This window comes from Corallococcus sp. AS-1-6 (assembly GCF_020037015.1).
In the GTDB taxonomy this organism is placed as follows: Bacteria; Myxococcota; Myxococcia; order Myxococcales; family Myxococcaceae; genus Corallococcus.
In genome coordinates this window covers 38,324-63,834 of record NZ_JAIQDE010000017.1, presented here as the reverse complement: position 1 = coordinate 63,834, position 25,511 = coordinate 38,324, and the positions used below count along the sequence as shown (strand labels likewise).

Here is a 25,511-nt window from a genome sequence, read left to right as displayed (position 1 = left end):
AGCGCCGCGAGCGGGGCCGTGCTCCCATGGCGGGTGCAACGGGGGGTCGTGGCATGACGATGGTGGCAACCAGGCTGGGGGAGGCGCGGCAGTACGGGGCGCGGCTCGCGGAGATTGAGGAGCGGCTGGCGCTGCTGGCGGAGGCCTCGCGGGTGCTGGCGGACGCGTCGCTGGAGCCCCCGGCGGTGATGGAGCGGCTGTGCGGCCTGGTGGTGCCCCTGTTGGGCTCCGCGTGCGCGCTGCGGCTCTTGTCGGAGGACGGGCTGTGGCTGCGCACGGTGGCGTCCGCGGCGGCGGTGCCGGAGGCGCGCGTGCGGCTGCAGGCGCTGTTCACCCAGCGGATCCGCGCGGACGAGGGCGTGGCGGCGGAGGTGCTGGACACGGGCGAGGCGCAGGGGGTGGAGGCGGTGCTGGTGCTGCCGCTGCGGGCGCGGGGGCGTCCGCTGGGGACGCTGACGGTGTGGCGCGAGGCGCCGGAGCCGGCGTCGTTCGACTCGGGGGAGCAGTTGCTGCTCCAGGAGCTGGCGGACCGGGCGGCGCTGGCGCTGGACGTGGCGCGGGCGTACGCGTCCGAGCGGCAGGCGCGGCAGGCGGCGGAGGTGGCGGCGGGGAGGCTCGCGCGGCTGCAGCACGTCACCGCGGAGCTGTCCGAGGCGCTCACCGCGGCGCGCGTGGCGGAGGTGGTGCTGGAGCAGGGGCTGGCGGTGGCGGACGCGAAGGCCGGGGCGCTGTGGGGCGTGGCGCCGGACGCCACGAGCGCCACGCTGCTGCGCTGCGCGGGCTGCACGCCGGACGCGGCGGAGCGGCTGAAGCGGATGCCCCTGGAGGGGGACTCGCCGGTGGCCCGGGTGCTGCGCGCGTCGCGGCCGGTGTGGCTGATGGCGGAGGACGCGCTGTCCGGGTCGGAGCGGCCGGCGCCCTCGTCCGCGTGCCTGCCGCTGGTGGCGGACGGGCGGGCCCTGGGGGTGCTGGTGTTCACCTTCGGCCTGCCGCACGGGTTCGACGACGACGAGCGGGCCTTCCTCCAACTGGTGGCGCACCACGCGGCGCAGGCGCTGGCGCGGGCGCGGCTGCTGGAGCGGGAGCAGCGGGCGCGGGCGGCGCTGCGCGAGGCGCACGGGACGCTGGAGGCCATCATCCAGGCGAGCCCCACGGCCATCATGCTGCTGGACCCGGACGGCACCGTGCGGCTGTGGAACCCGGCCGCGGAGCGGATGCTGGGGTGGACGGCGGAGGAGGTGCTGGGGAAGGTGTTGCCAGCCGTGCCGGCGGAGCACTGGGAGGCCTTCCGCCACGGCCTGGAGCGCGCCACGCGGGGCACGGTGCTGGACGGCGCGCCGCTGGCGGCGCGGCGGCGTGACGGCGGCGCGGTGCAGGTGGCCATGTGGACGGGGCGCGTGCACCCGGCGAGCGGCCCGCCGCAGTGCCTGAGCGTGATGGTGGACATCACCGAGCGCCAGCGCGGCGAGGCGGCGCAGCGCTTCCTCGCGGAGGCCGGCGGGGTGCTGGCGGGGAGCCTGGAGGAGGAGGAGACGCTGGAGCGCGTGGCGCACCTGGCGGTGCCGCAGTACGCGGAGGCCTGCGGCGTGTTCCTGGAGGACGAGTCCGGCGGCGTGCGCTGCGTGGCCACGGCGGGCGTGGAGCCCGAAGAGGTGCCGCCCCCGGGGCTCGCGGTGGTGGCGCGGGTCATCCAGTCCGGGAGGCCGGAGTCGCGCTCGGGGTTGTCGCAGGGGGACCCGGCGTGCGCGCGGGCGGGCGGGACGTGCGCGTACCTGTGCGTGCCGCTGCGGGTGCGCGGGCACACGCTGGGGGCGCTGACGTTCGTCACGTCGAAGGGGGCGTACGACGCGCAGGACCTGGCGCTGGCGCAGGAGCTGGCCCGGCGGGCGGCGCTGGCGCTGGACAACGCGAGCCTCTACCGGGACGCGCGCCAGGCCATCCGCCTGCGCGAGGAGTTCCTGTCCATCGCGAGCCATGAGCTGAAGACGCCCATCAGCGCGCTGCAGCTCCAGGTGCAGAGCCTGCTGGCGGGGCTGGCGCGGTCCGGGGCGGCCTTCGACCCGGAGCGGCTCAAGCGCGGCCTGGAGCGGGTGGACCGGCAGGTGAAGCGGCAGACGCTGCTGGTGAACGACCTGCTGGACGTGTCCCGCCTGAGCGCGGGGAAGCTGGAGCTGGTGCGGGAGCCCCTGGAGCTGGGGGCGCTGGTGCGCGAGGTGGCCGAGCGCTTCGAGCAGGAGTACGCGCGCTCGGGCACGCCGCTGGAGCTGTCGCTGGCGCCGGCGGTGACGGGGCAGTGGGACCGGCTGCGGTTGGACCAGGTCTTCACCAACCTGTTCTCCAACGCGCTGAAGTACGGGCGGGGCAACCCGGTGCACGTGTCACTGGAGGTGGAGGGCGACCGGGCCCGGCTGCGGGTGAAGGACGGCGGCATCGGCATCGCGAAGGAGCACCTGCCGCGCCTGTTCCACCGCTTCGAGCGCGCGGTGTCCGAGCGCAACTACGGCGGCTTCGGGCTGGGGCTGTGGATCGCCCGCCAGATTGTGGAGGCGATGGGAGGCCACATCGAGGTGGACAGCGTCCTGGGCGAGGGCTCCACGTTCACCGTGGAGCTGCCGCGAGGCTAGCGGTGGCGGGCGGGGAGCCCCTCCGCGATGAAGCCGCAGCCGCGCTGGGATTCGCGGCGGTGGAGGACGTGGCAGCGCTCGGGGGCGCGGCAGTCGGTGTCGCGGGTGCAGGGCTGGAAGCAGTAGCCGCTCGCCGCATCGCAGGTGAGGCCCGGGCCGCACGGGGCCTGGTCATCGCAGCGGGTGCGGCACTCGAAGGCCTCGGTTTCGAGCGTGGGCTCGGCGAAGCCGCGCAGGCAGTCCTGGTGCGCGGCGCAGGGCGCCTCGTCCAGACAGGCGGGGCCCACGAAGGGGCGGCAGATGGGCACCTCGCCCGGGAAGTCCGTCTCGCAGCGCTCGCCCTTCGGGCAGGCGCGGTCGCGGCAACTGGGGACGCAGGCGCCCCGGACGCGGTAGGGATTGGGGGAGCACTCGGTGCCGGTGGCGCAGGCGCCCGGGTCGTGCACGTCGCACGGCGGGCCGCAGAACTCATGGACGCAGAGGAGCCCCGGCGCGCAGCGGCCCTCCGGCTCCTGGGAGTAGCCCGTGCACCGCGCTCCCGCGCGCAGCGTCCCCTGGGGCACGCAGCGGCGCAGGGCCTGGCCTGACGCGGACGTGCCCACGGGGTGGCAGGTGTCGGACGGGGTGCAGTCCGATGCGTCGTCGCAGAAGCGGTGCAGGGGCTGGCAGTCGCGGAAGCCGTAGTCCGGGTGGCGCGCGCACACGGTGTCTGCGGGGCACGCGTCGTCCGAGCCGCAGCGGTCCTCGCAGGCGAGCGAGCCCCGGGTGTCCGCGTGGCAGTTGGACGGGACGTTCGACAGGCGGATGCCGTTGCTCAGCACGACGACGCCGTCACGGGGCTCGAGCCCGCCCTGTGCCGGGTCGTCCGACAGGTCCGCCTGCGCGGCGAGGTCCGGCCCGGGCCACGCGAGCCACACGCCCGTGCCCACGGCGGTCACGAGCGCGGTGAAGGCGATGAGGAGGCAGAGCTTGCGCGGGTTCACCGGGGACCGCCTCCTCGAGTCGCGGGGGCGGAGCCTACAACGCCAGGAGCAGCAGCGACGCCTGCTCCTCGGGCGAGGCCGCGAGGAAGGCGTCCGGCAGCGTGATGACCGTGGGCGGCATGAACGAGCGGTCGCAACTGCGCTTCCCCTCGTAGGTGCGGCCCTCCTCCTTCGCCTTCAGCCGGTAGGTGCAGTCGCGCACGTACACGGTCAGCTCCCGCGGCGACAGCGTCAGGTTGACGGGGCGCCCGTAGAAGCCGCCCTTCGCCTTCACCGCGTCGCCGTCCTTCTTCACGTCCAGGTTCACCACCGAGGTCCCGATGTTGCCCTTCACCTTCTCGTCCTCCAGCTTCAACGCCACCGGGGCGTCCGCCACGCGGCCTCGCAGCTCGCCGGGAAGGCGGGACACCTGGAACTCCGGCCCCGTGACGTTGTCCGGCGTCATCCGCAGGTTGAACTGCGTCCGCGCGACGCTGAAGGCGAGCTGGTCCTGCTCGGAGGACGCCCACGCTCCGCCCACACCCGCGAGCACCGCCAACACTCCCACACCCCGACGCAATGACTGTCTGTCGCGCTTCATGGTTAGGAATCTCCTCGCTGACCTGGACAATGTGTAACGTCCCCGGGCCGCCGACATACCGGCGGCGGCCCGGTTCCTCCGAAGTGGGGCCTACCTTCCGCCCGCTGCCCCGCTCCCCTGCTCCGCCCCCGGGGCCTGGAGGTGCTTCTCGAAGAACATCAGCGCCGTCGTCTGGGCCATGTCCCGGTTGGTCTTCTTCTGGAAGCCGTGGCCCTCGTCCGTGGCCAGCAGGTACCAGACGTCCGAGCCCTTCTTGCGCACCGCCTGGACGATCTGCTCCGCCTCCGACTGCGGCACGCGCGGGTCGTTGGCCCCCTGCTGCACGAAGAGCGCCGCGCGAATCTTGTCCACCGACCCCAGCGGGGAGATGCGCTCCTGCACCTTGCGCACCGCCGGGTCGCGCTCGTCGCCGTACTCCGCGCGCCGCAAATCCCGCCGGTACGCCTGAGTGTTCTGCAGGAACGACGGCAGGGACGAGATACCCACCACGTCCACCGCCGCCTTGATGCGCTCCGGGTAGAACGCCACCGTCGCCAGCGTCATGTAGCCGCCGTACGAGCCGCCGTAGACGCCCACCCGCGACGCGTCCAGCTCCGGCCGGGAGGCGACGAAGTCCAGCGTGGCCCCGATGTCCGCCAGGCTCGCCTCGCGCTTCACGCCGTCATCCATGGCGCGGTACGCCTTGCCGTAGCCCTCCGAGCCGCGCACGTTGGGCAGCAGCACCGCCATCCCCAGCTCCGTCACCATCAACTGCGTCTGCGCGCTGAAGATGGGCTGGCTCTGCCCCTCCGGGCCGCCGTGGAACATCACCACCACCGGCACCTTCCCCTTCGCGTTCTTCGGCAGGTACAGGAACGCCGGCACCTTCACGCCATCCGTGGACGGGTAGCGCACCAGCTCCGGCTCCACGAACGTCTCCGGATCCAACCCGCCCACCTCCGAGCGCGTCCAGCGCGTGGTCTTCTTCGTGCCCAGGTCCACCGTGAAGATGTCCAGCGGCACGCGCGCCGACGTCAGCGAGAACGCCACGCGGTCCGAGCGCTTGTTCGGGAAGTGGACCTGCGAAATCACCCCGCGCGGCGTCTCCACGGGCGACAGCGCCTGGGTGCGCGTGTCCAGCAGGTACAGCTTGCCGTAGCCCTCCTCGTTGATGGCCACCGCCAGCTTGCGCCCGTCCGGGGACAGCTCCAGGTTCTGCACGTTCCAGCGCACCGACTTCGTCAGCGATTGCGGCGCGGCCGGGGGCGCGCCCGTGAGCGGCAGCCGGTACACCTCCGCGAAGTCGCTGTAGCGGTCCGTGGCCACGTACACGCCCTGCCCGTCGTGCGTGAAGACGGCGGCGTCCACGCTGCCCTTGCCCTCCTTGGGCGTGAGCTGCGTGCGCGCGTTCGTCTTCACGTCCACCACGCTCAGGTCCGCGTCGTCCGCCGCGCGGAACTGGCGCACCAGCAGCTTCGAGCCGTCCGGGGAGAACTCCAGCGGCGCCCAGCTCCCCGCCGCCTCCGTCACCCGCTTCGCCTGCCGGGGGTCCGCCGTGGGCGCCACGTACACGTCCGTGTCCTTGCCGTTGCGCCCCGTGCCCGCGTACGCGAGCCAGCGCCCGTCCCTGGACACCACCAGCTCCTCATGCCGGCTCTTGCCGTCCGTCAGCAGCTCCGAGCGGCCCGTGCGCCGGTCCAGCTTGAGCACCTGGTAGAACTCTCCGCCGCCCGTGTCCTGCAGGTAGAAGACAATCTGCGGGTTGCCCGGCAGGAAGCGCGCCCGGTTGATGGGCTCCTTCGCGAAGGTGAGCTGCGTGCGCGCGCCCAGCGGCATCTCCACCAGGTGGAGCTGGTTGACGTCCGCGAAGCGCGTGGAGATGAGCACCTGCTGGCCATCCGCGCTCACGTCCAAAAGCTGCGCGGAGCGGGACTCCAGGTACTGCTGCACGCGCTGGGAGAGCGCGGGCGGCACCGGCGGCACGCCGCTCACCCACAAATTGGGCAGGCCGGGCAGCGGGGCGATGCCAGGGACGGCGGACGGCGCCTTCGCGGCGGCCGGCGCGGGGGCCGCCTTCGACGGCGCGGGCGCGGGCGTCTGCGCCGTGAGCAGGGACACGATGAGCGGGAGGGACGCGAGGTTCATGGTGCCGCCGACCCTACCAGCGCCGTCGCGTTCCCCGGCATCCCCGCGCGATGACGCGTTCTGAACACGGGATGCCCCCGGCCGGGTGATGCGGCGCGGCGGCCGGGCGAGCGCGACGGCGGGGCCGGGTGATCGCCCTGAACTCCACGCGGGAGCCCTTGGCGCCCGTGATGCCCGGGACTTGCGACGTGCGCCAGTGCACAACGTCGCGAGCGGACAGTGGCCCTTGCGTGGGGGTTCGCCCGCGTGGGGGTGATGCCCACCCTTCCCCCTGTCGACATCGGTGCCGAGCCGCGTCCGCGGCCCGCCGGGAGGGGGACTTCGACATGGCCTGGATGCGGGGGAAGACACTGCTCGTCGTCGCGCTCACGTCACTGGGGGTGTTCGCGCCCGCGTGCGGCGGCGGCCCGGCGGAGGACTCCGGCGCGCCGCCCACGCAGGACGGGCCGGTGCTCGTCCCGCCCACCCAGGCCCAGTTGCGCATCGTGCAGGCCGCGCCGGGCGCGCCCGCGATGGACGTGTACCTCGCGGGCGACCCCACGCCCGTGGCCCGGGCCGTGGCCTATGGCGCCACCACGCCCTACCTCACGCGCGACGCGGGCGCCGTCACCGTGGAGCTGCGGCCCACGGGCTCGGCGGCGAACTCCGCGCCCGTCGTGTCCCAGCGGGTGGGCATGGAGGCCGGGACGCGCTGGACGGTGGTGACCGCGGGGGCCTTCGCCTCCCCGGACTCCGACGCGGCGATGCGCGCGCTGCTCCTGCGCGACAACACCGTGCCCGCGGACGGCGGCCAGACGCGCGTGCGCATCGTCAACGCCGGCACGGACGCGCCGACGGTGGACGTGGACCTGGGCAATGACGGCTCGGTGGAGGTGGCGTCGCTCGCGCGCTTCAAGGAGTCCGGCGAAGAGGCCCAGGTGCTGCCCTCCGGCGCCGCGTTCCAGGTGGGCCTGCGCACGGGCGGCAGGGCGCTGACGTCCTTCACGGTGCCCGCGCCCGGCTCCGGCACCGACACGCTCATCGTCGCCACCGGCCTCATGTCCGCGCCCGCGCGCGCGGGCGACGGCTTCTCGCTGCTCACTGCGGGCCGGGACGGCACGCTGGCCATCCTCCGGCAGAACCCCACGGTGTACGTGCTGCACGCGTCGCCGGACGCGCCCGCGCTGGACCTCTTCGCCAGCGACCGCGAGCTGTCCGGGGGCCTCTCGTACGGCGCGCTGTCCTCGCCGCTCCAGGTGCCGCCGGGCGCGTACACGCTGGACTTCTTCGCCGCCGCGCCCGGCACGGAGCGCCCCGCGGGCGCGCCGGTGGTGACGGCGACGACGCCCACGCTCGTCCCGGGCGAGCGCTACCTGATGGTCGCCGCGGGCTACCTCGCGCCGCCCCGGCCGGCGGCGTCCGCCTTCACGCTGCTGCCCCTCACGGACCGCTTCGCGAGCGACCCGTCCAACCTGCGCCTGCGCTGGGTGCACGCGGCCGCGGACACGCCCGCCGTGGACGTGGGCCCGCTGGGCTCGGAGCGCCGCGTGCTGCCGGACGCGCCCTTCCTCGACGTGCCCTTCGCCTCCGCCACCGCGCAGGACGGGCTGCCGCTGCCCGCGGGGGGCACCGTCACCCTGGGCGTGGTGCCGTCCAACGACGCCAACCGCGCGCCGCGCACGAGCTTCTCCGTGACGCCCCAGCCGGACACGCGCGTCTTCGCCGTCGCCACCGACACGCCGGGCTCCACACCCGGGAGCTGGGACCTCCAGTTGCTGTGGGTGGACACCACGCGCACGCCGTGGAGCGTGAGCACGCGGGCCCACGCGCCCTGACGTCAGAAGGCCCAGCCCACGTTGAGCAGGAGGCGCTGGGTGAGGTTCCACGACGACTGGTGGAGCCGCACCCACTCCGTCCCGCCGCCACTGCCCAGCCGGACGGTGTCATAGGCGAGCGCGTCGCGCCGGGCTCCGAACCCCACGCCGCCCTGCACCGTGAAGCCGGGATCCACCACCACGGTGTATCCCAGGACCGCCATTCCCCCCACGAACCAGTTGTCCGCGTGGGTGTCCTCGGGCTCTCCCAGGAGGCTCCCCACCATCCCGTTGGAGCTCCGGCCCACGCCCACCTCCAGGCGCGGTGACAGCCACAGCCCCTGGGGGGCCCGGCCCGTCAGGTAGAAGCGCGCCGAGGGCGCCAGGCCGACTTGAAAGAACGAGCGGTTGTAGCCCTCCGCCCCGCTGAGCTCCTCCTCGAACCGCGTCCGGTCGTGGCTGAACGTCGCGGACACGCCCAGCCCCAAGGAGAAGCGCTCCCCCAGCACGCGCTCCCCCTCCAGGGACAACTGACCCAGGTTCTGGAGGGGGACGGACACCGTCACCACGTTGCGCCGCTCCACCGGGAACGACCCCGTGGTGATGCCGTCCTCCGCGAACGCCGCCGCGGACACCAGCACCAGCGACACCCCCAGCTTCCACTGCATCGCGACCATGTGATGAACCCCCGTCATGAAGCCGGACCCCCAAGGTCCGCCATGCCGGGGACGTCCATCGCAATCGATGTGCCAGCCTGACGCCAGAGGGAGCGACGCGCCGGTGGCGCCCGGCCGCGTGACAACGTGTCCCCAGCGCGAGCGGACACGCATGTCACCGTGTCACGGCGGCGAGAGCTTCGCCTGCGCCTGCTCGCGGCGCAGTTGGAGCACGCGCACGTCCGGATCCACCAGCAGCCGCTCCGGCGGGAACGCCGAGCGCAGCGTCACCCGCACGGACTCACCGGCGCCGGGCTCCACGCGCGTCTCGGCCTCCGCGGCCTCCGCGGGCACGGCGGACTCCCCGGCCTTCGTCACCGTCACCTCCACCGGCATGCGGCCCGTGCCCACGTTCGTCACCGTCGCCGTGGTCACCCACTGGCCGCGCTCCTTCGTCACGCGCGCGTCGCTGACGCGGTACTCGGGCACCACGACCTCGAAGAAGGCCTGGCGGGTGAAGCGGTCGAACGCATCAGGGGACGGCGCGAAGGGGCGCATCACCGCGATGAAGTCCTGCAGCACCGGGTGGTCGGCGTTGTTCATGGATTGCTTCAGGAAGGCCTGGAGCCCCGCGTGCATCGCGTCGCGGCCCATCAGGTCCTCCAGCATCCAGAACGTCCAGCCGCCCTTCTCGTAGAGGACCACCGTGTCGCCCTCGCGCGAGTCGTCCAGCTTCACCAGCGGCTGCTCGCCGTCCACGCGCCGGCCCTTGCCGTAGCGCTCCTCCAGGCGCTTCGCGGTCTGCCGGCGCGCCTCCTGTCCGTCGAGCTGCTCGATGAGCTTCAGCGCCGAGTAGTGCGACATGCCCTCCGACAGCACGTTTCCGCCGGGCCCCTTGCCGGGGATGAGCAGGTTGCCCCACCACTGGTGCGCGGCCTCGTGCGCGGTGACGAGCAGCACCGCGTTCGACTCCGGCGTCGTCCGCGTGAGGAACCCGATGGACTCCGAGAACGTGATGTTCGTGGGGAAGCCCTGTGCGTAGTTGGCCAGGCCGGCGAACTCGGACAGCTTCAGCTCCGCCCACGGGAACGGGTGGAACCACTCCGAGTAGTACCGGCGCGCGGCCTCCAGCCCCCGCATCATCTCCGGCACGTTGTAGCCATGCGCCGGGTCGTGGAACACCACCGCGCCCGCGCCGTCCACGCGGGTCCACCGGCCCGCGATGACGTTGAAGAAGCTCACCGGGTGGTCGCTGCGCCACACGGTGGCGCGCCGGCCGTCCTTCACCGTGTCGCTCTCGCGCACGCCCACGGAGTTGAGCGTGTAGGCCTCCGGGCCGCTCACGCGGATGCGGAAGGGGAACGGCAGGTTGCTGCCCCAGGCGGACTCCGTGGGCCCCTCGTGGAAGTCGTCCGGGTACACGCGCGGCTCGTACTTGTTCTCCTTCGGGTCGATGCCGCGCTCCTCCTCGTAGCCCACCACCGGCGCGAACGTGGCCGTCTCGCTGGTGAGCACCGCGCCCGCCGGGAGGATGAACTCCCGGAACGCGCCGCCCGCGCGGGACACGCCCTCCGGGACGTGGCCCGAGTACTGGAAGCCCACCGTCACCTTCGCGCCGGGGGGCAGCGGCGTGGGCGGGGTGAAGACATACAGCCCGGCGCGGTCCTCCGGCGTCACGTCCTTTCCGTCCAGCGTCCAGCGCACGTCCGTCCATCCGTCGCCGCCGCTCAAGGCGAAGCGAGGCAGCGCCACGGCGTGCCGGTTCAGCAGCGTGTACGTGCCCTTCATGCGGAAGGCGCTCGCCTCCGGCTCCAGGTCCACGTCCAGGTCCACGTCCGCCAGCATGGGCCGCGGCGCGTCCTTCCACGTCGCCAGGTTCTTCTGCCAGTACTCCTTCGCGCGCTTCTTCGCCGCCGCGCACTGGTGGCCCTGCCCCACGAGGATGCCCAGCCACGTCAGCGCCACCACCGGCACCGCCAGGTACGGCGCCAGCCGCCACAGCCCGCGCGCGAGGCCCGCGGGCTTCAGTCCCTCCAGCGTCGTCACCGCGTCGCGGACGCGCCGGCCGTCCAGGCGCACCGCCAGCGCGGTGAAGAAGACGGCCCCGCCCAGCGCGGCCACGCGGTTGAGCACCAGCGCGGCGCGGTCCACCTGGAAGGCGCCCAGGTCGGTCCACCGCACCGCGTCCCACAGGGGCCAGTTCGTCACCCAGGTGAGGTCGCCTCGCACGGCGACGTAGCCGGTGAGCCCCAGCGCGGACAGCGCCAGCGCGTAGGTGCCGAAGCGGCCCCCCGTCACCGCGCGCGCGGCCAGGATGAAGCCCGTCCACAAGAGGAAGGTGGGGAACAGCAACAGGCCCCACACCAGCACATACGGCGTCAGCGACAGCGGCACCGTGCCCTGGAACACCTGCACCAGCGAGCCCGCGAGCGCCATGGCCGTCAGCAGCGCCACCGCCACCAGGGTGTTCGCCAGCGCCTTGCCCAGCAGCACCGACAGCGTGCGCACCGGGGTCGCGTCGTGGATGGGCGCGAAGTGGGAGGCCTGCTCACGCTCCAGCGACTCCACCACGTAGAACATCAACAACAGACACACGAGCACGGACGCCTGTCCCATCGTGTGCACCGCGAAGCGGCCGGGCACCAGCAGCACGCGCGTGTCGAAGGGGCCCACCCCCGTGGCGCCCTGGGACATCATCTGGAACCCCAGCAGCGGCAGGAACAGGTAGAGCCCCGGCTGCGACAGCAGGCCCCGCCCCTCCGCGCGCGCCACCGTCCACAGCCCCGTCCAGAAGCCCGGCGGACGGACGGACATGCGCAGCGCGGACAGCGGCGCCTCCGCGTGCGACAGCGCCACCTGCGCGGGAGGCGCGTCCAGGAGGACGCTCTTGCGAGGGCCCTTCGCGCGCACCTCGCCCCGGAGCGCGCGGCGGAAGTGGCGCTCACTCCAGGCCACCGCGCCCAGGCCCAGGGCCATGAACACGAAGCGGCTGGTGACGAAGAGGGCGTCCAGGCCCACGGGCTGCGTGTTGTAGAAGTCCACGCCCCGGTCCACCTTGAGCCACTCCTCCGTGAGCCACCGGAAGCCGCCGGGGTCCAGCGCCATCAGGAGCCGGTTCACGCGCGGATCCAACCAGCCGGGGGACCAGTCCCAGAGGAAGAACGCGCAGAGGAAGAACAGCCCCACCGGCAGGAAGTACACCGGCACCGCGCGGCGCGTGCGCTCGCCCGTGGCGAAGGCCATGCCCGCCATGAAGACGATGAGCGGCAGGCCGAACCCCGCCGCGGCGCCCACGTAGTTCCCCCACGCGAAGGGCCCGCGGAACTCCGCGTCCGCGCCCGCCGGCACGACGTGGTGGAAGAAGACGAGCAGCCCCATCATCCACCCGAGCGCCAGCACGTACGCGCCCAGCACGCCCGCGAACTTGCCCCACACGTACTCCGCGGGCGTCAGCGGCGTGGTGTGCAGCAGGTGCTGCACGCGGGCCTCGTCGTCGGAGATGACGGACATGCCCGCGCCCACGGACACGAAGAAGGTGAACAGCATGAAGGTGAGCAGCACCACCGTCTGCGCGACGGCGAAGGCGCTGGTGATCCACGCCTTCTTGCCCCCCACCTCCGTGCTGCCCGCGTCGATGGTGACGTTGCCGGAGGACACGCCCCACACCACCAGCACCAGCAGCACCAGCAGCACCCAGAACAGCGGGCGCCGGGTCTGGTGACGCCCCTCCGTGCGAGCCACGCGCCAGAGCCGGGCCGCGTTCACGCGCCCACCGCCGGGGCCTTGGGCTCGTCCTTCATCAGGAGGAGGTAGGCGTCCTCCAGCGTGGGCGGCGTGCGCTCGAAGCCGGGGGGCACGGGCGTGCCCGGGGCGGCGTGGATGCGCACGCGGTTCTTCCCCTCGAAGAGCACGGCCTGGGTGACGCGCCAGGCCTGCTGGAAGGCGGCCATGTCCGCCGGGGGGACGGTGCCCTCGAAGAGGGAGTCCTGGAGGGCGGCCTTCGCCTCGGTGGGGCTGGTGATGGTCATCACGCGGCCGTGGCGGATGACGGCGAAGCGCGGGCAGAGCATGGCCACGTCCTCCACGATGTGCGTGGACAGGAGCACCGTGCGCTCGTGGGCCATCTCCGCGAGCAGCCGGTAGAAGCGCTGGCGCTCCTCGGGGTCCAGGCCCGCGGTGGGCTCGTCCACGATGAGGAGCTTCGGGTCACCGGCCAGGGCCTGCGCGATGCCCAGCCGCTGCCGCATGCCGCCGGAGTACTCCTTCACCTTGCGCTTCGCCGCGAAGGTGAGGTTCACGCGCTCCAGCAACTGGGCGCACAGGGCCGTCAGCCCCTGCGGCGCGGTGACGCCCTTGAGCTCCAGCAGGTAGCGCAGCATGTCCTGGCCGGAGAGGTACGGGTAGAAGCCGAACTCCTGCGGCAGGTAGCCCAGGTGCGGGCGCAGCGCCTCCGGGTGGCGCACCAGGTCCAGGCCGTCGAGCGTCACCTCGCCGGAGGTCGGCTCCAGCAGGCCGGAGAGGATCTTCATCAGCGTGGACTTGCCCGCGCCGTTGGGCCCGAGCAGGCCGAACATCCCCTTGGGGACGTCCAGGTCCACGCCACGAAGGGCCGTCACCGGCCCCGGATACACCTTCACCAGGTTGCGCAGGCTGAGCATGTGGCCCGTTCTACGACGAAGCGGGGGCCTCCATTTCCAGCGTCGCGCATGAAAGGGGCACGGGAGCGCCTTCGCGCGTGCGGCCCTACGCGCTCTTCAACCGGGGCCGGTGGCGCGTGCCGCGCTTCACGGGCTCCAGTTGCGCGAGCACCCGGCTGATCTCCACCAGCTCCACGGGCTTGACCAGGTGCAGGTCGAAGCCGGCGTCCTCACTGCGGGCCCGGTCCTCCGGCGTCCCATAGCCCGTGAGCGCGATGATGTGCGCGTCCGAGACCATGCGCCCGCGCAGCTCCCGCGCCACCTGGAACCCGTCCAGGCCCGGCAGGCCGATGTCCAGGATGATGACGTCGTAGGTGCCGGGGGTCGCCATGCGGAGCGCCTCCGCGCCATCCGCGGCCACGGCGACGGTGTGGCCCCACATCTGGAGCATCTCGCACAGGCCTTCGCGCGCGTCCGGGTTGTCGTCCACCAGGAGGATGCGCCACTCGCCCCGGGAGGGCTCGATGCGCTCCAGGGGGGCCTCCGGCCTCACGTCATCCGTGAGCAGCGACAGCGTGACGGTGAAGGTGCTGCCCCGGCCGGGGCCCTCGCTGAAGGCCTCCACGTGGCCGCCGTGCTCCTCCACCAGGTTGCGCACCAGCGTCAGGCCAATGCCCAGCCCGCCCCGGCTGCGCGCGAGCCCCGCGTCCAACTGCGCGAAGAGCTCGAAGATGCGCTCCTGGTCCTCCGGCCGCAGGCCGATGCCGGTGTCCTGCACGGAGACGCGCACGCGCGAGTCATCGGACCCATGGGCGCTCACGGTGACGGTGCTGCCCGCGGGGGAGTACTTGGCGGCGTTGTCCAGCAGGTTGATGAAGACCTGCTCCAGGCGCGTCCGGTCGCCGTCCACCCAGCAGGGCTCGGTGGGCAGGGACTCCCGCAGGAGGAGCCCGCGCTCCTCCATCACGGGCCGCGCGGCGGCGAGCGAGTGCTGCAACACGGTGTTGAGGTCCAGCCGGCCGCGGCGCAGCGAGTACTTGCCGCGCGTGATGCGGCTGACGTCGAGCAGGTCGTCCACCAGGTGGCGCAGGTGCTTCACCTGCCGCTCGATGATGTCGCGGCGGTGCGTGTCCGCTTCGGACAGGCCGTTCGAGTCCTTCTGTCCCAGCATCTGCACCGCGAGGGAGATGGCGGCCAGCGGGTTGCGCAGCTCGTGGGCGAGCATGGCGAGGAACTCGTCCTTCTTGCGGTCGGCCTCCTCCAGACGGGCGGCGTTCGCCAGGGCCTCGCGCTCCACGCGCCGCAGGCGCAGGACGCTGTTGACGGTGGCGATGAGCTCCTCGGGGTCGAAGGGCTGGGTGAGGTAGACGTCCGCGCCGGCCCGCAGGCCCGCGACCTTCTTCTCCGCGGTGATGAAGGTGGCGGAGGTGTGGATGATGGCGATCTCACAGGTGCGCGGGTCCTCCTTCAGCAGCCGGCACACCTCGTAGCCGCTCATGTCGGGCAGCTTCACGTCGAGCACGATGACGTCAGGGCGGGAAGCGAAGGCGACCCCCAGGGCCTCTTCCCCGGTGACCGCCTCCAGCACGTGGTAGCCCGCCTGCCGCAGCGAGAAGGTCCCCAGGTAGAGGCTCGCGGGCGTGTCGTTGACGTGGAGGACGGTGGCTTTGGCGGTAGCGAGCACGGGCGACGTTCCCAGGGAGGAGCCAATTCCACTTCTACCCCGGGCCCGGAACCCACGCGATCCGGCATCACTCCGCGTCCCGCCCATTCGCGCACCACGCGTCATGGGGGGACCGGGAGTGTTGGGACCGCGACAGCTCAAGGCTCCGTCCACACCGCCAGCTCATTGCCCGTGGGGTCGGTGAAGTGGAAGCGCTTGCCTCCGGGGAAGGAGAACGTGTCCTTCACGATGCGCCCCCCGGCCTCGCGCACCTTCGCCAGCGTCGCGTCCATGTCCTTGGAATACAGCACCAGCAGCGCGCCGCCCTTCGACACCTCCCGCTCCTTGTCGAAGCCGCCGTTGAGCCGCCCGTCCATGAAGCTCGTGTAGTCCGGGCCGTAGTCCTCGAACCTCCAGCCGAACACCGCGCCGTAGAAGCGCTTCGCCTCCGCGATGTCCTTCACGGGGAGCTCGATGTAGTCGATGCGGTGGTGCTGCTCGGCCTGCTGCGGTGCGGTGGACACGGTGTGCCTCCTCGAAGTGGGAACACCCCCACCTTACGCACCCGCCTCCTCCGGCGATTGGACGAATCCGACCTCCGCCTGCTCGCGCACGTACGCCCCCGGCGTCAGCCCCGTCAGCGCCCGGAACTCCCGCACCTGGTGCGCCTGGTCGTAGTACCCCGCCGCCAACGCCCACTGCGCGCCCTCCAGTTCCCGCGACAGCTCCACCGCGTGCTGCAACCTCGCGATGCGGCACAGCACCTTCGGCGACAGCCCCACCGCCGCGTGGAAGCGCCGCTCCACCTGCCGCGCCCCCACCCCCATGACCTCCTCCAGCGAACGCACCGGCACCTGCCCCCTGGCTCCCAGGATGAGGTCCACCGCGCGCCGGACCCCCACGTCCCCCTCCTGCGCGGGCAGCCGGCCCAGCAGCAGCCGCTCCAGCAGGGCGAAGCGCGCCGCCGTCCCCTGCACCGCGCCCAGCCGCTCCCGCCACTCGCGCGCCTCGCGCGGCCAGAGGTCCCCCAGCGCCACCTTCGCGTCCGTCAGCTCCAGCAAGGGCAGCCGCAGGAACGGCTGCGCGCCCCCGGGCCGGAAGCGCACCGCGACGAAGGACGCTCGCGCGGACAACGGCACCACCTCCGCCGTCCGCATCGCGCCCACGACGCGCGGCCCCGCCCCGTCCGTCAGGTCCACCAGGATGTCCAGGCACCCGTCCGGCAGCACCCGGTGCACCCCCACCGGCGCCGCGCCAGACAACTCCAGCGCCCAGTAGCACTGGACGTACGGCGCCAGCGCCGCGCAGGGGCTCGCCTCCACGTAGCGCATCAGGCCGCGTCCGCGACGGCCGCGCGGGGCAGCCACACCGTGAAGCACGTGCCCTTCCCCGGCCCCTCGCTTCTCGCCTGGATGCGCCCGCCGTGCCGCTCCACGATTTCGCGGCAGATGGCCAAGCCCAGGCCCAGCCCTCCGGCGTAGTGCTCGGTCGCGTTGCGCGCCCGGAAGAAGGGCGTGAAGAGCTGCGGCAGGCTCTCCTCCGGGATGCCGATGCCCCGGTCCTCCACCTCCACCCGCACCCCGTCCGCCTCCTCGCGCACCCGCACGAGCACTGGCGTCCCCGGCGGCGAATAGCGCAGGGCGTTCTCCACCAGGTTCGTCAGCAACTGGTCCAACCGCTGCTCGTCCCACCGGCCCATCAGCGGCTCCGTGGGGAGCTCCAGGGACAACCCCCCCTGGCGCTCAGGCCGCGAGACCTGGACGCGCTCCATCACGTCGCGCGCCAGCGCCGTCAGGTCCATGGGGGCCACCGTCAACGCGAAGCGCCCGGACTGCAACCGCGACACGTCCAGCATGTCGCCAATCAGCCGCGTCAGCCGGTCCACCTGCCGCGTCAGCCGCTCGAAGACGGCGCGCTGCCGCTCCGGCGTCGGCCTCGCGCCGGACTCCGACTGACGGATGAGCAGGTCCAGCGTCGCCTTCAAGGGCGTCAGCGGCGTGCGCAGCTCATGGCTCGCCATGGACAGGAACTGGTCCCGGATGGCGATGGCCTCGCGCAGCTCCTTCTGCGTCCGGTCGATGCGCGCCGCCATCTCGTTGAAACCCGACGCCAACTGCGCGACCTCGTCGTCGCCCTCGGCCCGCACCCGCAGCTCCCGCGCGGGCGTGCCCAGCGCGGCGAAGCCGTCCCGGAGGCTCTCCAGCCGCACCGCCACGTCCCGCCCCACCCACTGCGACAACATGAGCGCGATGGCCCCAGCGAGCACCGCGATGGCCACCACCCACGCGCCCATGCGCGTCACCGGCGCGAACGCCTCGCGCAGCCGCGCCGTCACCCCCACCGTCCACGGCGTGCCCGCCACCTGCGCGTGCGCCACCAGCAGGCGGCGCCCCGACGCGTCGAGCGCCTCCCACATCCCCTCCGCTGTCGACAGCGCCTCTTCTCCCAGCAGCGCCAGCAGGGGCGCGCGGGTGAGCACGCCGCCGCGGTCCGTCTCCCGCAGCAGCGTCCCGTCGCGCCGGTCGAACAGCTCCACGTGGTAGCTGCGCGAGGCGAGCGTTGGCTGCAACCCCAGCCGCTGCAATGACAGCCCGCCCACGAGCACGACCCGCGTGCCGTTCCCCGCGTCCACCGGCACCGTGAAGACGACGAAGGGCAGGTTCGCGCGGGTGAGGAAGGGCCGCGACAACAGCACCTGGTCGCCCCCCTTCATCGCGTCCTGGAAGTAGTCCCGGTGCGCGAAGTTGCCGACGATGCGGTTGAGCCGCGCGGAGGCCACCAGCGTCTCACCGGAGGCGTCCAGCAGCCACGCCGCGTCGAACAGCGCGACCTCGCTCTCCAGCAGCTCCACCGTCTCCCGCATGCCCTCGCGGTCCCCGGCGCGCACCGCGGCGAGGAAGCCCGCGTTCCGGCTCTGCGCGCGCAGCAGCGAGCGCGCCAGGGTGACCGTCTGCTCCAGCCACGCGGTCTCCGCGGCCACCGCCTGCCGCGCCTTGCCGCGCAGCTCCACCTCCAGGGCCCGCTGCGCCAGGTACGACGTCACCGCGCCCACGCCCAGGATGGGCAGCACCGACGCCAGCGCCATGCCGCGGAACAGCCGCCAGCGCACGCCCGCCAGCGTGGGCCACCGGCGCACCGCCGCCAGCAGCGCGCACGTCAGGGTCAGCACGGCGTACACGCTCATCCCCGTCCATGAGCCGCGCACCGCCAGCACGCCCATCATGTAGAGGAAGGCGGCGCTCAGCCCGCCCAGGGCCACCCGGCCAGCCCCTGGCCACCGGCGCCACAGCCCCACCGCCAGCAGGGCCCCCGCCCCCAGCAGGGCCGCCCCCAGCGGCTGGATCCCGGCCCCCTGGAACGAGAAGCGGTCGAAGCCGTGGGGGACCAGGAGCATCAGCGTCCCGAAGCACAGCGACACGCTGGCGATGAGCACCGTCAGCAGGCCGCGGCCCTGGAAGCGCGCGCTCCGCTCCGCGAGGAGCGTGGCCGCGATGAGCGGGTACAGGATGGCCCCCGACGGACTGAGGAACAGGATGCTGGCGCACCACCAGTAGACCCCCACCGCGCCCAGGAAGAGCGCGCGCCCCAGCCACCCCACGAAGCCCGGCCAGGCGGGGTACAGCAGCGAGGCGATCATCATCGCCGAGCCCACCAGGAACAGGCTGCCGAGCGGGCGGACGTACGGGTAGATGAGCTGGAAGATGGCGGCCCCGAACTCGAAGGGCACGAAGACCATCGTGGTGCCCACGACGAGCCCGCAGGCCGCCGCGAACCACTCCACCCGTGCGCGTTCCAGGATGCCCACGGAGGCAGAGTACACAACCCGGGCGGGAGCGCGCGGTCCGGTTGCCGCCGCCGCGGGCGCCCTGTCGCGTATCAGGCTGCTTCCGCGGCAGCCGAGCGGGGCAGCCACACCGTGAAGCACGTGCCCTTCCCCGGCCCCTCGCTGCGCGCCTGGATGCGCCCCCCGTGCCGCTCCACGATTTCACGGCAGATGGCCAGCCCCAGGCCCAGCCCTCCGGCGTAGTGCTCGGTCGCGTTGCGCGCCCGGAAGAAGGGCGTGAAGAGCTGCGGCAGGCTCTCCTCCGGGATGCCGATGCCCCGGTCCTCCACCTCCACCCGCACCCCGTCCGCCTCCTCGCGCACCCGCACGAGCACTGGCGTCCCCGGCGGCGAATAGCGCAGGGCGTTCTCCACCAGGTTCGTCAGCAACTGGTCCAACCGCTGCTCGTCCCACCGGCCCACCAGCGGCTCCGTGGGGAGCTCCAGCATCAACTGCGCGGCGCGCTCCGGCCGCGTGACCTGGACGCGCTCCACCACCTCGCGCGCCAGCGCCGTCAGGTCCAACGGCGCCACCGTCAGCGTGAAGCGCCCGGACTGCAACCGCGACACGTCCAGCATGTCGCCAATCAGTCGCGTCAGCCGGTCCACCTGCCGGTTCAACCGGGCGATGGTGTCCCGCTGCCGCTCCGGGTTCATCCCCTGCCCGGCCTTGAGCTGGCGGATGAGCAGGTCCAGCGTCGCCTTCAGGGGCGTCAGCGGCGTGCGCAGCTCGTGGCTCGCCATGGACAGGAACTGGTCCCGGATGGCGATGGCCTCGCGCAGCTCCTTCTGCGTCCGGTCGATGCGCGCCGCCATCTCGTTGAAGCCCAGGGTGAGCTGGGCAATCTCATCATCGCCCCGGGCCTGCACGCGCTGCTCCACCGACGGCGTGCCCAGCACGGCGAAGCCGTCCCGGAGGCTCTCCAGCCGCACCGCCACGTCCCGCCCCACCCACTGCGACAACACGAGCGCGATGGCCCCCGCGAGCACCGCGATGGCCACCACCCACGCGCCCATGCGCGTCACCGGCGCGAACGCCTCGCGCAGCCGCGCCGTCACCACCACCGTCCACGGCGTGCCCGCCACCCGCGCGTGCGCCACCACCATCCGGCGCCCCGTGCCGTCGAACGCCTCCACGAGCCCCTCCGGCCGCGTCAGCTCCTCCGCCCCGACGAGGTCCAGCACCGGCGCCCGCGAGAGCGCGTTTCCCCGCTCCGTCTCCCGCAGGAGGCTGCCGTCGCGGCGGTCGAAGATCTCCACGTGGTAGCCGGGCGAGGCGAGCGCCGGCTGCAATCCCAGCCGCTTCAGCGACAGCGCGCCCACCAGGAAGGCGCGCCGGCCCGAGCCCAGCTCCATGGGCACCGTGAACACGACGAAGGGCAGGTTCGCGAGGGAGAGGAAGGGCCGCGACAGCAGCACCTGGGCGCCGCCCTTCACCGCGTCCTGGAAATAGGTCCGGTCCGCGAAGTTGCCGCTCACCCAGTCGAGCCGCGCGGAGGACATCAGCGTGTCGCCGGCTTCATCCAGCAGCCAGGCCGCGTCGAACAGCCCGGCCGGCCCCTCCAGCAGCGCCAACCGCTCCCGCATGCCCTCGCGGTCCCCCGAGCGCACCGCGGCGATGAGGCCCGGTCCCTGGCTGTACACGCGCAGCAGCGAGCTCGCCATGGAGGCCGTCTGCTCCAGCCACGCGGTCTCCGCGGCCACCGCCTGCCGCGCCTTGCCGCGCAGCTCCACCTCCAGGGCCCGCTGCGCCAGGTATGACGTCACCGCGCCCACGCCCAGGATGGGCAGCACCGACGCCAGCGCCATGCCGCGCAACAGCCGCCAGCGCACGCCCACCAGCGTGGGCCACCGGCGCACCGCCGCCAGCAGCGCGCACGTCAGGGCCGCCACGCCGTACACGCTCATCCCCGACCACGAGCGCCGCGCCACCACCGCGACCGTCATGTGCAGGAACAGGAGGGCCAGGCCCCCCAGGGCCAGCCGGCACGGCCACGGCTTGCGGCGCCAGAGCCCCACGGCGAGCAGGGTCCCCATCAACAGGAAGAGGAGCCCCACCCACCGGACGTAGGGCCCCATCGACGCCAGGGCGAAGCGCACGAAGCCCTGGGGCGTCCAGAGCATCAGCGGCCCGAAGCACAGCGCCACGCAGGCCAGGAACACCAGCAGCAGCCCCCGCCCCCGGCGCAGGGCGCGCCGCTCCAGGACGAGCAGGGCCATGAGGAGCAGGTAGATGACGGTGCCCGTGGGGCTGACGGGCAGGACGCAGACCGCCCACCAGTAGCTCGCGATCGCCGCCAGCAGCAGCGCGCGCCCCACCCGGCCCACGAAGGCGGGCCAGGCCGGGTACATGAGCGCGACGAGCGTCATCCCCGCGCCAACGAGGAACAGGCTCCCCAGCGGCCGGATGTGCGGGTAGACGTAATGGAAGAGGGCGGAGCCGAACTCATAGGGCACGAACACCATCGAGGTGCCCACGACGAGCCCCACCGCCGCCGCGAACCACTCAACGCGAGCCCGCTCCAGGAGTTCCACGGCGCGCACCCTGACACAACCCGCCCCGGTGTGTCGGCGCGGGTATCGGGTGGGGACGCCTTTCGTCCAGTGCTTAGCGCCGCCGCCAGGCGTCGAGCAGGTGGCCCACCACCGCGTCCACCCCGACATCGCGTGTGACCTGCGTGAAGACGAAGGGGCCCTCGCCCCGCATCTTCCGGGCGTCCCGCTCCATCACGCCCAGGTCCGCCCCCACGTGCGGTGCCAGGTCCGTCTTGTTGATGATCAAAAGGTCCGACTGCGTAATACCGGGCCCGCCCTTGCGCGGCACCTTGTCCCCGCCCGCCACGTCGATGACGTACACCGTGTAGTCCGCCAGCTCGCGGCTGTACTGGGCGGCCAGGTTGTCACCGCCGCTCTCCACGATGAGCAGCTCCGGGTGCAGCTCCTCCATCAACTGCTCCAGCGCGAGCAGGTTGTGGCTGATGTCCTCGCGGATGGCGGCGTGGGGGCAGCCGCCCGTCTCCACCGCCTTGATGCGCTCCGGGGACAGGGCCTGGTTGCGCACCAGGAACTCCGCGTCCTCCTTGGTGAAGATGTCGTTGGTCACCACGCCCAGGCGGTACTGGTCCCGCAGCTTCTTGCACAGGGCCAGCACCAGCGCCGTCTTGCCGCTGCCCACCGGCCCGCCAATCCCAACCGTGAAGGCCCGCTGCGAGTAGTCCCGCCGGTGCGGCTTGTCGCGCGCGTCGAAGTGGCCCGGGTGTTCCCAGTCCTCGTGCGTGTGCTCGTGCCCGTCCTGCCCATGGCCGCGGTGGTCGTCGTCGTGCATGTCTCGCGCTTCCTTTTCGTGTCTGGCTTCAGGACAGGAACAGCCGGGAGTACAGCCGGTCATGCGTGGCGCCCACCAGGTCCCACAGCGGCGCGGGCTGGGCCAGGTCCTCCACGCCCAATGCCTTGCATTGCTCCAGGACGGCCTCCAGGAGCGGCGTGGCCGCGTGCTGCACCTGGTGGGACTCATGCGTGCCGATGACGCCCATGCGCACGCCCGCGGACAGGGCGCCCCGCAGGGTGAGCGACAGGAAGAGGCGCAGCGCGTCCTCGTGCTCCACGTCCAGCGCGCGCAGCACCGCGCCGAACGCGGGCGCGTGGTGGAACTTCACGCCGGCCGCGCGGGCCGCCTCGCGCACGGGCCCCACGGCCTCCGGGAAGATGCGCGCGCAGGTGTCCAGGAAGGCCCGCCCTTGCGTGCGGCTGGCCCGGTTCGCGACGTGGTTGGTGAGGAACGCGTCCGCTCTCGCGTCCAGCGCCGGCACTGAAGCGGGCTCGCGCCACGCCGCGCCCACCAGCGGCAGGCCGCCCAGGCCCGCCTGCCACGCCAGCGCCTCCACGAAGCGCCGCACGTCCCCCGGGCCGCGCACCTCGCCCGCCTGCACCGCGGCCTCCAGCCCCCCCGAGTGCGCGAAGCCGCCCGTGGGGAACCCCGAGTCCGCCAACTGCAACACCCTCCAGCCGGATGCCATGGCGAGCCTCCGTCAGAACAGCGAGTAGCGCTGCGCCAGGGGCAGCCAGGTGGCGGGCTCGCAGCGCAAAAGCTCCCCGTCCGCGCGGACCTCGTACGTCTCCGGGTCCACCGTGATGACCGGCAGCGCGTCGTTGAGGCGCATGTCCTTCTTGCCCAGCGCGCGGCAGCCCACCACCGCGGACAGCCGCTTGGTGAGCCCCAGCCCCTGCACGGTGCCCTCCCGCAGCGCGCGCCCGGACACGAAGGCGAGGCTGGTGGAGCCGCGCGCCCTTCCGCGCGCGCCGAACATGGGGCGCATGAGGTACGGCTGCGGCGTGGGGATGGACGCGTTCGCGTCCCCCATCTGGCCCCACGCGATGAAGCCACCCTTGATGACCAGCTCCGGCTTCGCGCCGAAGAAGGCGGGCCGCCACAGCACCAGGTCCGCGAGCTTGCCCGGCTCCACGGAGCCGACCTCATGGGACAGCCCGTGGGCGATGGCCGGGTTGATGGTGTACTTCGCCACGTAGCGGCGGATGCGCAGGTTGTCGTTGTCCCCCTGCTCACCGGCAAGGCGCCCGCGCTGCTCGCGCATCTTGTGCGCCGTCTGCCACGTGCGGGTGATGACCTCGCCCACGCGGCCCATGGCCTGGCTGTCGGAGGCCATCATGCTGATGGCGCCCAGGTCGTGGAGGATGTCCTCCGCGGCGATGGTCTCTCCGCGGATGCGGCTCTCCGCGAAGGCCACGTCCTCCGGAATCTCGCGGTCCAGGTGGTGACACACCATGAGCATGTCCAGGTGCTCATCCAGCGTGTTCACCGTGTACGGCCGCGTGGGGTTGGTGGAGCTGGGCAGCACGTTGGGCGCGCCGCACACGCGGATGATGTCCGGCGCGTGGCCGCCGCCCGCGCCCTCCGAGTGGTACGTGTGGATGGTGCGGCCCTTGAACGCCGCCAGCGAGTCATCCACGTAGCCGGACTCGTTGAGCGTGTCCGTGTGGATGGTGACCTGCACGTCCTCCGCGTCCGCCAGCGTGAGGCACGTGTCGATGGCCGCGGGCGTGGTGCCCCAGTCCTCGTGCAGCTTCAGGCCGATGGCGCCCGCGCGGACCTGCTCCAGCAGCCCCTCCGGCAGGGACGTGTTGCCCTTGCCGGTGAGGCCGATGTTCAGGGGCAGCGTGTCCGTGGCCTCCAGCATGCGCGCCAGGTTCCACGCGCCCGGCGTGCAGGTGGTGGCGTTGGTGCCGGTGGCCGGGCCGGTGCCGCCGCCCACCCAGGTGGTGATGCCGCTGGCGATGGCCTCGTCCGCCTGCTGCGGGCTGATGAAGTGGATATGGGTGTCCAGGCCGCCCGCGGTGAGGAGGAGCCCTTCACCCGCGATGACCTCCGTGGTGACGCCCACCACCATGCCCGGCGTGACGCCCGCCATGACGTCCGGGTTGCCCGCCTTGCCGAGGGCGAGGATGCGCCCCGCCTTGATGCCCACGTCCGCCTTGAAGATGCCCGTCCAGTCCACCACCAGCGCGTTGGTGATGACGCAGTCGAGCGCGTCCGCGTCGCCCGCGCCCGCGCGCTGGCCCATGCCTTCACGCAGCACCTTGCCGCCGCCGAACTTGCACTCGTCGCCGTACACGGTGGCGTCGCGCTCCACCTGGAGCCACAGGCCGGTGTCCCCCAGCCGCACGCGGTCCCCCGTGGTGGGACCGAACATGTCCGCGTAGTGACGTCTGTCCAGCTTGCGGCTCATGAGCGGTCCTCCTCGGGCTCTTCCTCGTGACCGAAGCCCTGCGCGCGCACCGCGTCCAGCAGGCGCTGGCGGCCTTCGTCGGACACCTTGCCGCTGCCCAGCGCGTTGCCGCCGCGCACCACCTGCTCGCCCGCGATGGGGACCAGCGGCACCGTCTTCACCTCGCCGGGCTCGAAGCGCACCGCCGTGCCCGCGGGGATGTCCAGCCGGTGGCCGTAGGCGCGGCCCCGGTCGAACACCAGCGCGCGGTTCACTTCCGCGAACGCGTAGTGGCTGCCCACCTGGATGGGCCGGTCGCCCCGGTGCGTGACGCGCAGGGTGATGGCCTCGCGGCCCGCGTTGAGCTCCAGCGCGCCCTCCGCCGCGCGCACGGCACCGGGGGCGCCCTCCGGCGACGCGGCGGGCACGGTGAAGCGCTCCAGCGGCGGCACCGGCAGGAAGCTGCCGTGGAGCGCGAGCGACAGGTCCCCGTGCTCCGCCACCACCGGGTGGTGCACGGTGACGAGCTTGGTGCCGTCCGGGAAGGTGCCCTCCACCTGCACCTCCGCGAGCATCTCCGGCACGCCGTCCATCACCTGCGCGCGCCCCAGGAACCGGCGCCCCAGGTCCATCAGCTCCGCCACGCTCCTGCCGTCACGGATGTACTCCAGCAACTGCGTGGCGATGAGCGCCACCGCCTCCGGGTAGTTGAGGCGCAGGCCTCGCGCCAATCGCTTCTGGGCGACGACGCCCGCCTGGTGCAAGAGCAGCTTGTCCACGTCACGGGGGGACAGATGCATGGGTCCGACTCCCTCGGTTCTTCCGGGTGCGGGATGCGCCGACCCGTCAGACCCTAGCGCGACGCGTTAGCGTGGGCCAGGATGGGGGCCCCTCGCGCCGTTCTCC

17 protein-coding genes are annotated in these 25,511 nt (G+C 72.9%); 2 read left to right on the top strand and 15 right to left on the bottom strand.

Going from position 1 to position 25,511, the window contains the following annotated elements; genetic code table 11:
* The first annotated feature begins 53 nt into the window (after positions 1–53).
* Entirely contained in the window at positions 54–2,624 is a 2,571-nt protein-coding gene (locus tag K8612_RS22945; protein WP_306799709.1) for a GAF domain-containing protein, read from the top strand.
* On the opposite strand, the gene K8612_RS22940 is transcribed toward K8612_RS22945, so the two are convergent.
* From K8612_RS22940 to K8612_RS22930, 3 genes are all read right to left on the bottom strand, one after another.
* On the bottom strand, positions 2,621–3,607 hold the full coding sequence (locus K8612_RS22940) for a hypothetical protein (protein WP_223763866.1): 987 nt from the start codon (positions 3,605–3,607) through the stop codon (positions 2,621–2,623). The genes K8612_RS22945 and K8612_RS22940 overlap by 4 nt on opposite strands.
* A gap of 34 nt (positions 3,608–3,641) precedes the next feature.
* Positions 3,642–4,187, bottom strand: a complete 546-nt coding sequence (locus K8612_RS22935; protein ID WP_223763865.1) for a hypothetical protein — start codon at positions 4,185–4,187, stop codon at positions 3,642–3,644.
* A 90-nt stretch (positions 4,188–4,277) separates the two neighbouring features.
* Positions 4,278–6,311, bottom strand: coding sequence for an alpha/beta fold hydrolase (locus K8612_RS22930; RefSeq protein WP_223763864.1), 2,034 nt, complete (start codon positions 6,309–6,311; stop codon positions 4,278–4,280).
* Positions 6,312–6,637: 326 nt separating this feature from the next.
* Here K8612_RS22930 and K8612_RS22925 point away from each other — a divergent pair, with 326 nt between their 5' ends.
* The gene (locus tag K8612_RS22925; protein ID WP_223763863.1) at positions 6,638–8,125 is read left to right on the top strand and encodes a DUF4397 domain-containing protein; all 1,488 of its coding nucleotides are present in this window, start codon (positions 6,638–6,640) and stop codon (positions 8,123–8,125) included.
* 2 nt (positions 8,126–8,127) lie between these two features.
* On the opposite strand, the gene K8612_RS22920 is transcribed toward K8612_RS22925, so the two are convergent.
* The 12 genes from K8612_RS22920 to ureA form a co-directional block, all read right to left on the bottom strand.
* The gene (locus K8612_RS22920; protein ID WP_223763862.1) at positions 8,128–8,799 is read right to left on the bottom strand and encodes an autotransporter outer membrane beta-barrel domain-containing protein; all 672 of its coding nucleotides are present in this window, start codon (positions 8,797–8,799) and stop codon (positions 8,128–8,130) included.
* Between the two features lie 144 nt (positions 8,800–8,943).
* Complete coding sequence (locus tag K8612_RS39625) at positions 8,944–12,525, bottom strand: M1 family aminopeptidase (RefSeq protein WP_223763861.1); 3,582 nt, start codon at positions 12,523–12,525, stop codon at positions 8,944–8,946.
* Positions 12,522–13,418 carry an ABC transporter ATP-binding protein gene (locus K8612_RS22910; RefSeq protein WP_223744616.1) on the bottom strand — a complete coding sequence of 299 codons (897 nt, stop codon included), beginning with the start codon at positions 13,416–13,418 and terminating at the stop codon, positions 12,522–12,524. The genes K8612_RS39625 and K8612_RS22910 overlap by 4 nt, the downstream gene beginning before the upstream one ends.
* 85 nt (positions 13,419–13,503) lie before the next feature.
* On the bottom strand, positions 13,504–15,081 hold the full coding sequence (locus K8612_RS22905; protein WP_223763860.1) for a response regulator: 1,578 nt from the start codon (positions 15,079–15,081) through the stop codon (positions 13,504–13,506).
* Positions 15,082–15,218: 137 nt separating this feature from the next.
* The gene (locus K8612_RS22900) at positions 15,219–15,584 is read right to left on the bottom strand and encodes a VOC family protein (RefSeq protein WP_223763859.1); all 366 of its coding nucleotides are present in this window, start codon (positions 15,582–15,584) and stop codon (positions 15,219–15,221) included.
* Positions 15,585–15,617: 33 nt separating this feature from the next.
* The gene (locus tag K8612_RS39335; protein ID WP_306799708.1) at positions 15,618–16,391 is read right to left on the bottom strand and encodes a helix-turn-helix domain-containing protein; all 774 of its coding nucleotides are present in this window, start codon (positions 16,389–16,391) and stop codon (positions 15,618–15,620) included.
* A complete protein-coding gene (locus tag K8612_RS22890; protein WP_223763858.1) occupies positions 16,391–18,865 on the bottom strand; it encodes an ATP-binding protein in 2,475 nt (824 codons plus the stop codon). The genes K8612_RS39335 and K8612_RS22890 overlap by 1 nt, the downstream gene beginning before the upstream one ends.
* Positions 18,866–18,936: 71 nt before the next feature.
* A complete protein-coding gene (locus K8612_RS22885; RefSeq protein ID WP_223763857.1) occupies positions 18,937–21,417 on the bottom strand; it encodes an ATP-binding protein in 2,481 nt (826 codons plus the stop codon).
* A 73-nt stretch (positions 21,418–21,490) separates the two neighbouring features.
* On the bottom strand, positions 21,491–22,207 hold the full coding sequence (ureG, locus tag K8612_RS22880) for an urease accessory protein UreG (protein ID WP_223763856.1): 717 nt from the start codon (positions 22,205–22,207) through the stop codon (positions 21,491–21,493).
* Positions 22,208–22,235: 28 nt separating this feature from the next.
* Positions 22,236–22,898, bottom strand: a complete 663-nt coding sequence (locus K8612_RS22875; protein WP_223763855.1) for an urease accessory protein UreF — start codon at positions 22,896–22,898, stop codon at positions 22,236–22,238.
* A gap of 12 nt (positions 22,899–22,910) precedes the next feature.
* Entirely contained in the window at positions 22,911–24,626 is a 1,716-nt protein-coding gene (gene ureC, locus K8612_RS22870) for an urease subunit alpha (RefSeq protein ID WP_223763854.1), read from the bottom strand.
* Positions 24,623–25,405, bottom strand: coding sequence for an urease subunit gamma (gene ureA / locus K8612_RS22865; RefSeq protein ID WP_223763853.1), 783 nt, complete (start codon positions 25,403–25,405; stop codon positions 24,623–24,625). The genes ureC and ureA overlap by 4 nt, the downstream gene beginning before the upstream one ends.
* Positions 25,406–25,511: the final 106 nt, after the last annotated feature.

Excerpts from the sequence above, each read along its gene's own strand:
- K8612_RS22945 (WP_306799709.1), top strand. The coding sequence starts at position 54 with ATGACGATGGTGGCAACCAGGCTGGGGGAGGCGCGGCAGTACGGGGCG.
- K8612_RS22935 (WP_223763865.1), bottom strand. The coding sequence starts at position 4,187 with ATGAAGCGCGACAGACAGTCATTGCGTCGGGGTGTGGGAGTGTTGGCG.
- K8612_RS22930 (WP_223763864.1), bottom strand. The coding sequence starts at position 6,311 with ATGAACCTCGCGTCCCTCCCGCTCATCGTGTCCCTGCTCACGGCGCAG.
- K8612_RS22925 (WP_223763863.1), top strand. The coding sequence starts at position 6,638 with ATGGCCTGGATGCGGGGGAAGACACTGCTCGTCGTCGCGCTCACGTCA.
- K8612_RS22920 (WP_223763862.1), bottom strand. The coding sequence starts at position 8,799 with ATGACGGGGGTTCATCACATGGTCGCGATGCAGTGGAAGCTGGGGGTG.
- K8612_RS22910 (WP_223744616.1), bottom strand. The coding sequence starts at position 13,418 with ATGCTCAGCCTGCGCAACCTGGTGAAGGTGTATCCGGGGCCGGTGACG.
- K8612_RS39335 (WP_306799708.1), bottom strand. The coding sequence starts at position 16,391 with ATGCGCTACGTGGAGGCGAGCCCCTGCGCGGCGCTGGCGCCGTACGTC.
- ureG (WP_223763856.1), bottom strand. The coding sequence starts at position 22,207 with ATGCACGACGACGACCACCGCGGCCATGGGCAGGACGGGCACGAGCAC.
- K8612_RS22875 (WP_223763855.1), bottom strand. The coding sequence starts at position 22,898 with ATGGCATCCGGCTGGAGGGTGTTGCAGTTGGCGGACTCGGGGTTCCCC.
- ureC (WP_223763854.1), bottom strand. The coding sequence starts at position 24,626 with ATGAGCCGCAAGCTGGACAGACGTCACTACGCGGACATGTTCGGTCCC.
- ureA (WP_223763853.1), bottom strand. The coding sequence starts at position 25,405 with ATGCATCTGTCCCCCCGTGACGTGGACAAGCTGCTCTTGCACCAGGCG.